Here is an 11,513-nt window from a genome sequence, read left to right as displayed (position 1 = left end):
TAGCCCATTTTGAGCTGGGAATGGTGGTTTCACTCTTGGATATCCGCGTTTTCCTTCAATTGAATTCATCAGCGCTGTTTCTTCACCACAGATATAGGCGCCAGCTCCTTTATGAACGTATATTTCAGTTGCAAAGTTTGTTCCAAATGTTTGTTTCATTCGTTCACCAACCAATCCAGCTTCGTAGGCGTCGTCTAATGCTTTCTGAAATAGATTTATCCACTTATGGTATTCTCCACGAATATATACATACGTAGCAGTAACTCCCATTGCATACGCAGCGATAAGAATTCCCTCAATTAACTGATGTGGATTATACTCAAATATTTGCCTATCTTTGAACGAACCGGGTTCAGATTCGTCTCCATTCACACATAAATACTTGGGTTTGTCATTCCCTTTAGGCATAAAAGACCATTTGAGACCTGTGGGAAAGCAAGCGCCGCCACGCCCACGTAACCCAGATTTTTTTACGATATCTATTACCTCATCGGGCAATATTTGCAACGCTTTCCTAAATTGCTCGTATCCTCCGTGTCGGCGATACACTTCTAATCTATGATAACTCTCTATTTCAGGTAGCAACAATTTCGGTGTTATGTTGTTCATAATTTTACTCAATGATTTTGAATAAGCTTTCAAAACTTAATTAACGAATAAATGAATTTTGTATTGATTTAGTAGTTCCGATTATTCAATTTATCTAATAGCCATAACAACATCTTTTTGTAGTCATTTTCAGGCAATACTTTCAATTCGTCTTCGGCAGATTTAAAATAATCCGCGATTTTACGTTTCGCTTCATCAAAAATTCCCAATTCTATAAACATTTCATTAAATTTGGAAACATATTCAGCATTTAATCCATTTGAATTATAGTATTGATTTAATAGATCTCTATGCTCAGGTTTTTCTGCTCTTTCATTTGCAAGTATTACTAAATATGTTTTTTTGCCTTCTTGAATGTCTAATCCCACTTTTTTCCCAAATACTTTTTCGTCGGCAATCATATCAAGCAAATCATCCTGAATTTGAAATGCTAATCCTAAGTATTTTGAATAATTTTTCAACGCTCCTACAATCTTGTTATCTGCATCGGCAACCAATCCGCCTATAACGCAACAAGTTTCAAGCAATGCAGATGTTTTCTTTCCAATCATTTTGATGTAATCATCAATTTTCACATTTTGCGAAGAATTGAACTGCATATCATAAACTTGTCCTTCGCATACTTCAATCAGCCCATTTGTAAATGTCTGAATTATCTCAAAATAGCGTTTGTAATTTGGTAGAAGTTTGTAAGCAAAGCCAATCATAGCGTCGCCTGTAAGAATCGCAATCGATTCATTCCATTTTTTGTGCACAGTCGGGCGATTGCGTCTGAAATCTGATTTATCCATAATATCGTCGTGAACCAGCGTAAAGTTATGCATAATTTCAAGTGCAATTCCACAATCCAATGCGCTTTCGGGTTGCCCACCAGCAGCTCCGCAAGCCATCATAGTTAGCGCTGGGCGAATGCGTTTTCCTCCTTCTGCCATAAAATAATTATATGGCTCGTATAAATCACGTGGTTCGAAAATCTGTGTTACTTCTTTGATTCTATTTTCGATTATTTTGCGGAAATCATCAAATTTAGTTTCAAAATTCATAAATACTCCTAATTTTTAACAAAATATTTTCCCGGAAGTTGCCGAGCAAATCCTTTAAATTCAAGTTCAAGCAATTTCACAAGCAATGTTGGCACATCAATATTTACCTTTTCTGCAATTGTGTCAACATGCACTGGTTCAGACGAAATTTCCTCATAAATAATCTTTTGAATTTTATCGTCAAAGGAAATTTCTTCCTTCTCATTCTTATTTGGAATGTAACTAATCAATCCCAAATCTACCAGAATGCTTTCAGCAGATATGATAGGTGTTGCTTGACTATCGTGGATAAGTTTATTACATCCAGCACTTTTGCTTGAATTGATTGGTCCTGGTACGGCAAAAACTTCCCGCGACTGATCAATTGCAAATCGGACTGTTATTAATGCACCACCTTTTATGTCGCTCTCGATTACAATAACAGCACGCGAGACACCACTTATTATTCTATTCCTTTGTGGAAAATATCCTGGGCGTGCCTTTATCCCGGGTGGATATTCCGAAATAACTGCTCCACCTGCATCGATTATTTTTTTCGCCAGCTCACGAGAAATCGAAGGTGAGATTTCATCAATTCCAGATGCTATTATCGCATAGGTTATTCCCTTATTTTTTAGTGTCTCTCTATGAGCAATACTATCTATTCCATAAGCCAACCCAGATACAACAATTATTTTATTTCTCACCAATTCTTCAACTATTTTTTCAGTTGTCATTTTACCGTAAAGCGTATTCCTTCTGGTTCCAACAATTGCTATAGAATTAAAACCATTATTTAGTCGACCTTTATAATACAAAATCAATGGTGCGTAATAAATTTCTTTCAATAATTCAGGGTAACTCTCATCATAATAAGTTATATATTCAATTTTTTCTTTTTCAAGCTTTTTCAACAAATCATCAAAATCAATTCGCGTTTTGCTATCATTCTCGAAAAGTCCATTGAATTTGCTTTCGAACCATTCAGGTGGATTTTGCAAAAAATCACTATAAGACTTGTATTTTTCGATAATATACTTTTGTTCACGAAGCGAAAGCTTTCTATATAACGATAGCCTTAATATATCCTCTTTTTTCCAACCCAGACCGTTATTCATAATATAAATTACTAATGAGAAAAAATCTATAAGTTTAAATTAATATTAATGAATAAAATAAAAAATTAGAAAAATTTAATAATATTGTTTATGTAATTTTGTCTCATTTTAATATATTTTTGAATGTTTTGGTGAATTGATTTCAATTTTATCTCTCTTGATTTATTATGATAATGAAATTATGCAAAGTACTTTGGCTAATTCAGATTGTTTGTTTTTTTGTTGCTTGTAGCGAAAATTCTGCGGTTAGCAATTCTGATATTCCATTTGGGGTGCGAGTAGGGCAGAAGGCTCCTTTATTTTCAACTTACGACATTAATGGAATTAGTGTTTCTCTTGCAGATTTCAAAGATTCTGTTGTTCTTCTCCATTTTTGGGCTACTTGGTGCCCATATAGCCGTAATTCAATTGGGAATCTGCGTTCTCTTTGGGATAATTATGCTTCCAGAGATTTTGTCATTATTTCAATTTCTCGTGATTACGATACGGCCGCACTTAGAAACTATATTCAAACGCACAATTTGAATTGGCGTCATATTCACGACAATCGCTATGATGTAGGGCAGTTCTACGACGTTAAGGTAATTCCAATGTGCTACCTTATCGATAAGCAAGGCATAATTCGTTTTGCAGGCTCTCCTATCGAACCGCAACTATCACAAATGATTGCTCAACTCACCAAATGAAAAACAATATCTTCATATTTTCTTTTCTAATTTGTGCTCTTCTCTTTTTATTTTTAGTTCCTTTTGCTAATATCCCACTTTTCAACGAAGATTATTTAGTGTTGCATTGGAACAATCCACAAACTTTTGCCGATTGCTTCCGTGATTTCTGGGAACGTACCACAGGTGGACCCTACTGGCGCCCAGTTGTGTGGTCATCGTATTTTGTTACTAAATATTTCTTTGGTATGAACGGGTTACCTTATCATTTAACTAATATTGTAGTTTATTCAGCATTGATTACACTTGCTTTCGTACTATTCCGCCAACTTGGCGTAAATAAAAACTTCGCTTTCTTCGGTTTGCTTTTCTTTGCTCTTTTGCCTGCAAGAGAGTTGAATTTTGCTTGGGTACCTGGTAGAACCGACCTGTTTGCTGCTTTTTTTACCATACTTGCTATAATTGTATTTATTAGTTCAAAAAAAAGCATACTTTTGAAAATCATTACCACCGTTTCTTTTCTTATGGCTATTTTGAGCAAAGAAATTGCATATGCTGGGGTTGCTATTCCGCTTCTTCTATATTATTTTGTGTTAAAGGATAAATTTTCAAAAAGATACATCTATATATCCACTTATATTGGCATTCTATTAGTATTGATTTCTTTGATTTATCGATATTTCTCAATTGGTGGCACTCCTTTTGAAACTTCAAACTATTCAGGTTTCTCCTTTTTTCATTTGCCCATCAATTTTGTCATCTATATTCCTCTTGCATTTTTCAATGCTGATATAGTAGAAAACACCTATACCTCTATAACAAAGCTCAATTTTCGTGTTCTAATTCCTATCTTAATTGTATTAGCATATTTTGGCAGAAATTTGTTTTTCTTGATTAAACAAAAAAGCCTCCCAAAAAAACTTTTTCTGTTTGGTATTTCGTGGTTTTTGTTGTTTATTCTCCCTGCCTTACCCACTTTAATGCAATGGTACGGATTTTTAGCATCTTTCGGCTTGCTTTTGGCAATCATTCAGATTATGGATGATGGAAAATTTGAAAGAATTAAAATCGCACTCTTTTTGATTATTACATTGTTTCTTGTATTTTATAACTTCGAACGTTCAACACTTCGGAAAGAAGTAGGGGATAGGACAAACACTTATCTTGAAGGACTTGCTCGAAAAATTCCGTCATCTGCTGATACTATCTATGTTGTTGCCGTCCCTGATAAAATCAATCGCCTCAATTCAATGAAAATTGGATTTCAGGAGGCTGTTTCCTACAAATTTGGTCGAACGATTGAGGTAATCTCACCAATACGTACGGAAATTTCCACAAAAAGTTCTATTGTATATTCTAAAACAAACGATACGATGTCTGTTTCGTTGAATATAGGGCACTTCGTTATTCAAGGAAAACGATCATCTAACAGAAACTTTCACAAAAAGTTATTTTTCGAAGATGATTTTCTCTATTGCGAGATTTTTAACTCAGCTAAAAAAGCCTCTTACCTTAAACTATTCGTCAAAAAAACACAAAAGCCTATATTTATTTTTACTGCTTCTGGTTTTATCAGGTTGTACTAATTCTTCTTTCAGCTAAAAATCTAAATCTATTAACATTTCAAAATCTGTTTTTAATGAGTTTGACTGGTACTCAGTTGAAATTTTGATCAATGTCCCTACATTTTTACCTTTTCCGTTTTTCTTTTGCTGCAATTGTTCAATTGTAAAACGTTGTTCATTACTTCGAATATATCTATAATCTCCTTGCTTATTGCGTAATGCTACCACTCCATATTTACTGCTTGTTGGTCCTCCGTCAAATTCAACGGGCAAATCGTTAGCAAGAACAAATCCCCAATATTTTATATTAATCTCTTTTGCCATTTCTTGTCGATTCAATCCCTGTATATTAAAATTGTTTTGTTCATTGACCAAATTGCTACTGATAAATACAACTGGTACATTAAAACTTGTGTCCACGACCACTTTCACATATCCGTTTGCTAAATGCCAAATTGCTGTAATTGGAACATCGCCTGGCTTGAAGTATTTTTCTGAAACCAGAATATCAACTTTTTTGGGAGTAAATCTACGGTACGAATGATTATCAGTAGGTAAGTAAATTGTATCAGTTTTATGAATAATGGTATCCTTGTAATTAATCACTGTATCAATTCTTATAATAAAAATGCTATCAACATAAAATATGGTGTCTCTTTGAACTAATGTGTCAACTCTGAACGGCGTTTTAATAATATTATCATCTATTCCGATCGGGTCAGTGCAGGAATATAATATTGGCAAAAATACTAAAAGTGTAAATACTAAATATTCGATTTTTGCGATAATTTTTTTGGAATTTTCTTTCATAGTTCCAATTTAACTCCAAATTCAAGACCTTTTTTGCTCGACGAGAACCACTTGCTCTGATGTTTGTAATACATATTGCTCATATCATAACCAACTTGAAGACTATGCCCTTTAAATACAGGTATTTCAGCACCGACACCAAACCTTCCGACAAATCCTACTTTGTTGCCCCCAATTGCTGCTTGCGAATATATTTTTCCGTAATCGAACTTTAAGACATCCGGACTATACCTACCTATCAAGGAAAATGTTTCAAAATTCGGATTTTGCTCGTATTGGTATAGTTGATTGTTTTCATATCCTTCGAACTTTTGGTAGAAATTCTCACGTGAATAATTCAAACCGAATGCGAGTTCGCTTGAATAATCGTACATAATTGAGAATGATGAATTATTCAGGTTTTGTTCCTCTGCGGGTCGCACTTTTTCTTTGAAGTCAGATGTATGCGACAATCCTTTAATTTCAAATGAAAGTTTGCTGTCTGTTTTATCAGGCAGAATCTCTTCCGGCAATAAATTTGTAATGTTTATATTCATTGGAAACAATTGAGTTCGTCCAGCATTTAAATTATATTGCGGTATAGGAATTTTAATAGAACTGCTGTTTAATTTTATTACATCATCATCACTTGCAAAACTCTTTATTTCAGCGTTTTCCTGTTTTACAACTATATATTTATACACAACTTTTTCCTTAATTTCTGGAATTGGTTGCTGTTGCTCGGCGATTATTTCTTTAGGTTTGCTAATTATATCTGAATTTACGTTTACAATGCTATCTTTTGCACTTTCTTTTGGTAAAAGCATTAGCATAATTGCTGCGGTAACAATTGCCGAACTAATTCCTGTTGCAATATATTTAGTTTGCAGTAGCAGCCAGTTTTTCAAAGCAGCGAACTTAGAAATTGAGGTTGTTGCTACAATTGACGATGGTTCTGAAAAACCAAGTGCTGAAAATATCCTATTCGTTGACTTTATGGGTGGAACGAACGCGACGCTATCGCTTCGAACTGCTTCTTTTATCGCCAGAGCTGATTTCATTTCGTTTCGTGCTTCCTGGTCGGTTGCAAGAAGAGCGAAAAGTTCACTTTCTTGCTCGGGTGGCAGTTCCCCGTCTATATATTCATATATTATTTGATATTTTTCTTCCATTTCTACACCTCATCAATTTCTTGTCAAATCTTTTAAATATGGCGACAAAATTTCTTTGATTTTTTGTTTAGCACGAAATGCACGTGTCTTTGCATTTGCTGGTGTTATATTTAATATTTTTGCTATTTCATTATACTGCATCCCTGCATATTCTTTTAAAATAAATACTTCACGATATTCATCTTCCAGCAAATCCAATGCTCGGGTTATCAAATCCAATAATTCCTTCTTTTCATAATTATCTTGATAAAATAAATTTCTGGCTTCTTCCACCGGAACACCAATTTTCCTATCGCGTTTGTAGTTTAAACATAAATTTCTGGCTATTGTAATCAAAAAACCAGGAACGTTTAAATCTTTATGATTATCCTTCACATTTTGGTAAAACCTAATAAATGTTTCTTGGAATATGTCTTCGGCAATATCAGGATTATTTAGTATTCTGTAACAATATGCGTGTACTTGTGGCGAATATCGGTTATATAGTTCGCTAAATGCCTTTTCCACTTCATTTTTGTCGTGCCTGAGCAGAAAGACGAGATCTCTATCGCTATATGTTTTGTATTTCGAACTCACAAATCGAGTATAATTTTATGTAATTTAATCAAATTACACTCAATTTTAAAATTCGTTTCAAATTGTTATTAAAGGTTTATATGTTTTTTAGAGATAATTTTTGTGGAAGGTATATATCGAAGAATTAATAGCAGATTTTCTTTTTTGTCATATTTGAATTAAAACAAAATATAAATACTTATATATTATCGATATATTATCGAATACATATGGGTTGTGATAGTAAAATTACTTCCCACAAAAATAAAACTCCGCTATTTCTATTAGCGGAGTTTAAAATTATCTATTTATGGTTTAGAATGCTTAATTGGTTGAAATATCTGTATCGTAAATTGTTTTTTCTTCTGCATTAGCTACCACTGTGTTGGTAGTTTCATCATTGGTAGCATAATTTTTCACCATAAACACAATAGCATCTTTCTTTTCATTCAGTTTTCCTATGGCTTTTACACCTGTTTTTAAATTTCCTTTCAGTATTTCTTCTGCTAATTCATCTTCCACGTATCTTTGCAATGCACGACGCAACGGACGGGCACCAAATTTTTCATCGAAACCTTTATCAACAAGAAAATCTTTTGCTTCGTTTGTTAGCTCAAGACCAATTCGATTAACTTTCAAACGCTCAACCAATTTGCGTAATTGAATATCTATTATTCCATAAATATGTTTACGCTCTAACTTACGGAAGATTATGAAATCATCAATTCTATTGATAAATTCAGGATTAAACAAGCGTCGAACTGATTCCTCAATAGTTGACTTTACGTTTTCGTATTCATTTTCAGCAGTTTTTTCGACAAATCCAAGTCGACCTCCTTCCTTTAAATCGCGTGTACCAACATTGGAAGTCATTATTATCACAGTATTTTTGAAATCAACTTTACGTCCTAATCCATCTGTCAGAATACCATCGTCAAATACTTGAAGCAAAATATTGAAGACATCTGGGTGTGCTTTTTCTATTTCGTCAAGCAAAATTATTGAATATGGCTTTCTGCGAACTTTTTCTGTAAGTTGTCCACCTTCTTCATATCCTACATAGCCCGGAGGCGCACCTACCAGACGAGATACTGTGTGTTTCTCCATATATTCGCTCATATCAATGCGAATTAGAGCATCTTCGTTGTCGAACATTACTCGAGCAAGTGCCTTTGCAAGTTCAGTCTTGCCAACGCCGGTCGGCCCAAGAAACATAAATGAACCAATTGGACGTGATGGATCTTTCAGTCCTGCACGAGCACGACGAATTGCTTTCGATAGATGTTCTATTGCTTCGTCCTGTCCTACAACCATTGACTTCAATTCATCAGAGAGCTTCAATAACTTGTTTGATTCACTCTCTGCAATTTTATTCACCGGAATTCCCGTCATCATTGCAACTACATCTGCAATATCATCTTCTGTAACAGGGAAAACTCGTTCCGAAGATTCGGTTTCCCAGTTTGCTTTTTCAAGTTCAAGTTCGTTAAGCAAATTTTTCTCAATATCACGCAAACGGGCTGCTTCTTCGAAATTCTGTTGCTTTACAACTTGTGTTTTTTCGTTGCGAACTTGATCTATTTTTTCTTCAATCTCAATTATATGTTTTGGAACAACAATATTTGCGAGATGAACGCGTGCACCGGCCTCGTCCATCACATCAATTGCCTTGTCAGGAAACATTCTGTCTGTAATGTATCTTTCCGCAAGTCGAACACAAGCTTGAATAGCTTCGTCTGAATAAATCACATTGTGATGTGTTTCGTATCTGTCTTTAATATTATTCAGAATTTGCAAAGTTTCGTCAATTGACGGTTCGTCCACCAAAATTTTCTGGAAACGTCGCTCTAATGCACCATCTTTTTCTATGTACTGACGATATTCATCAAGTGTTGTAGCCCCTATGCATTGAATATCTCCTCTTGCAAGAGCAGGTTTGAACATATTCGATGCGTCCAAGGAACCACTCGCACTGCCAGCACCAACAATTGTATGCAATTCATCTATAAACAATATCACATCCTTTGCTTTTTCAAGTTCATTGAGTATTGCTTTCATTCTTTCTTCGAATTGCCCGCGATATTTTGTGCCTGCAACAATTGAGGCCAAATCAAGCGTTACAATGCGCTTATCAAATAGTGCCCGTGAAACTTTTTTCTGAACTATTCTTAAGGCTAGCCCTTCGACAATCGCAGTTTTACCAACACCGGGTTCGCCGATGAGCACCGGGTTGTTCTTCTTGCGTCTCGATAGAATTTGCGATACTCGTTCAATTTCCTTCAAACGCCCTACAACTGGGTCTAACTTGCCTTCTATTGCAAGCTTTGTCAAATCTCTTCCGAAATTATCCAGAACAGGTGTTTTGACCTTTTCTTTTGATTTAGGTGCTTGTGGTATATTTTTTTGCGAATATTCTTGTTTCATAGTTCCTCCTGAAAGAAAATTGTCCAACTCTCGACGAGCATTATCGTAGCTAACAGAAAACTGGGACAAAATTTGTGCGGCAATGTTTTCCTCATCACGCAATAATGATAGCAACAAATGCTCTGTGCCAATTACATCAGATTTATACAACCTTGCTTCAAGCAAAGTAATTTTCAACACTTTTTCAGCTTGCTTTGTAAGTGGGATATTCCCAATTGTCATTGTAGCATTCCCTGTGCGAACCGTATCCTCTATAGTTTTCTTCAATTGATATAAATCAACATTTAAATTTTTCAGCATTTTTACTGCAAGGCCTTCTCCTTCACGGATTATCCCAAGCAGCAAATGCTCTGTGCCAATATAATCGTGCCCTAAGCGTATTGCTTCTTCACGACTTAATCGTATTACTTCGTTTACTCTATTCGAGAAATTTGCTTCCATCTTTTCCTCTATTGTGTATTATTTCTTTATTCACATTTATAGACGTTTTGTCGATTATTTTATTTACCTTATAAGCTGATATCTCTTCCATATTATTATCGACATTTCTTTAAATTTTTTAATTTGACTAAAAATTACTATTTTTAGTTACAAAAATAATTATAATTGATAATATAATATGAATTTGAACGACATTACTAAACCAATTAAGCACGAATTAGAAGATTTTAATAAATTCTTTAAGTCGAATTTAAAAACAAATGTTCCACTACTTAATTTAATTATAAGATATTTAACTTATAAAAAAGGCAAGCAGGTACGTCCTGCTCTCGTTATGCTCTCTGCTTCACTTTGCGGCGGAATTAATTCTCGTACATATATTGGCGCTTCATTAGTAGAAATGCTTCATACTGCAACTCTTGTTCACGATGATGTTGTCGATGATGCTGACGAGCGTCGGGGGATTACCTCTATCAACAAAAAATGGAACAACAAAATTGCTGTTCTTATGGGCGACTATCTTCTTTCCAGAGGTCTGCTAACTGCCATCGACAACAAAGAATTCGAGTTCCTGGAAATTATTTCCCGAGCTGTCCGTTTAATGAGCGAGGGCGAACTTCTTGCTATTGAAAAAAGTCGAACTCTACGCGTTTCTGAAGATGATTATTTTAAAATTATTAATGCTAAAACTGCATCTCTTCTGAGTGTTTGCTGTGAAATTGGTGCTTTCTCTGCTACCGACGACAAAAATACTCAAAATTTTTTGCGTGATTATGGTACTTACTGCGGTCTTGCTTTTCAGATTCGAGACGATATTTTCGATTTTACATCTTCTAATGCTGATATTGGCAAACCAGTTGGGAACGACTTAAAAGAAAAGAAAATTACTCTTCCACTTATTTTTACTTTGGCAAACATTAGCACCGATAAAGCAAAGGATGTTATCAAAACAATCAAAAAAGGTAACCTTAATCAGAAAAAAATCAATGAAATTTATGATTTGATTATAGAGACTGGTGGAATAGAATATGCTCGCAAAATTGCTTACGATTATTCAGAAAAAGCTAAACTGTGCTTAAAGGATTTTCCTGATTCAGATGCTAAAAAGTCATTGATAAATTTTGCAGAATTTGTTGTAACAAGAGATTTCTAA

General features: G+C 34.6%; 9 protein-coding genes and 1 pseudogene. 3 read left to right on the top strand and 7 right to left on the bottom strand.

The genetic code is table 11. The features are described 5' to 3' along the window. The 3 genes and pseudogenes from AC6QZF_RS06330 to dprA all read right to left on the bottom strand — a co-directional run. A pseudogene (locus AC6QZF_RS06330) lies at positions 1 to 609 on the bottom strand (NADH-quinone oxidoreductase subunit F); the annotation flags it as partial. A 68-nt stretch (positions 610 to 677) separates the two neighbouring features. After that, positions 678 to 1,652 (bottom strand): polyprenyl synthetase family protein, encoded by a 975-nt coding sequence (locus AC6QZF_RS06325; protein ID WP_499799036.1) that lies wholly within the window; start codon positions 1,650 to 1,652, stop codon positions 678 to 680. Between the two features lie 8 nt (positions 1,653 to 1,660). Then, entirely contained in the window at positions 1,661 to 2,749 is a 1,089-nt protein-coding gene (gene dprA / locus AC6QZF_RS06320) for a DNA-processing protein DprA (RefSeq protein WP_499799035.1), read from the bottom strand. Positions 2,750 to 2,916: 167 nt separating this feature from the next. Here dprA and AC6QZF_RS06315 point away from each other — a divergent pair, with 167 nt between their 5' ends. Beyond that, positions 2,917 to 3,435, top strand: a complete 519-nt coding sequence (locus tag AC6QZF_RS06315; protein WP_499799034.1) for a peroxiredoxin family protein — start codon at positions 2,917 to 2,919, stop codon at positions 3,433 to 3,435. Continuing rightward, positions 3,432 to 5,000, top strand: a complete 1,569-nt coding sequence (locus AC6QZF_RS06310; protein WP_499799033.1) for a hypothetical protein — start codon at positions 3,432 to 3,434, stop codon at positions 4,998 to 5,000. Before AC6QZF_RS06315 ends, AC6QZF_RS06310 begins: the two co-directional genes overlap by 4 nt. Before the next feature lie 12 nt (positions 5,001 to 5,012). Here AC6QZF_RS06310 and AC6QZF_RS06305 read toward each other — a convergent pair whose 3' ends face one another. The 4 genes from AC6QZF_RS06305 to AC6QZF_RS06290 form a co-directional block, all read right to left on the bottom strand. Next, the gene (locus tag AC6QZF_RS06305; RefSeq protein ID WP_499799032.1) at positions 5,013 to 5,789 is read right to left on the bottom strand and encodes a hypothetical protein; all 777 of its coding nucleotides are present in this window, start codon (positions 5,787 to 5,789) and stop codon (positions 5,013 to 5,015) included. Continuing rightward, positions 5,786 to 6,940 carry an anti-sigma factor family protein gene (locus AC6QZF_RS06300; RefSeq protein WP_499799031.1) on the bottom strand — a complete coding sequence of 385 codons (1,155 nt, stop codon included), beginning with the start codon at positions 6,938 to 6,940 and terminating at the stop codon, positions 5,786 to 5,788. The genes AC6QZF_RS06305 and AC6QZF_RS06300 overlap by 4 nt, the downstream gene beginning before the upstream one ends. Positions 6,941 to 6,952: 12 nt before the next feature. Beyond that, on the bottom strand, positions 6,953 to 7,516 hold the full coding sequence (locus tag AC6QZF_RS06295) for an RNA polymerase sigma factor (RefSeq protein ID WP_499799030.1): 564 nt from the start codon (positions 7,514 to 7,516) through the stop codon (positions 6,953 to 6,955). A 303-nt stretch (positions 7,517 to 7,819) separates the two neighbouring features. Beyond that, positions 7,820 to 10,360, bottom strand: coding sequence for an ATP-dependent Clp protease ATP-binding subunit (locus tag AC6QZF_RS06290; protein WP_499799029.1), 2,541 nt, complete (start codon positions 10,358 to 10,360; stop codon positions 7,820 to 7,822). Between the two features lie 178 nt (positions 10,361 to 10,538). On the opposite strand from AC6QZF_RS06290, the gene AC6QZF_RS06285 reads away from it, so the two are divergent. Beyond that, on the top strand, positions 10,539 to 11,513 hold the full coding sequence (locus AC6QZF_RS06285) for a polyprenyl synthetase family protein (protein ID WP_499799028.1): 975 nt from the start codon (positions 10,539 to 10,541) through the stop codon (positions 11,511 to 11,513).

The organism is Eximiradius sp. (assembly GCA_937127445.1).
In the GTDB taxonomy this organism is placed as follows: domain Bacteria; phylum Bacteroidota; class Ignavibacteria; order Kapaibacteriales; family UBA2268; genus JAKIZO01.
This window is presented reverse-complemented; position numbering and strand designations above follow the sequence as displayed.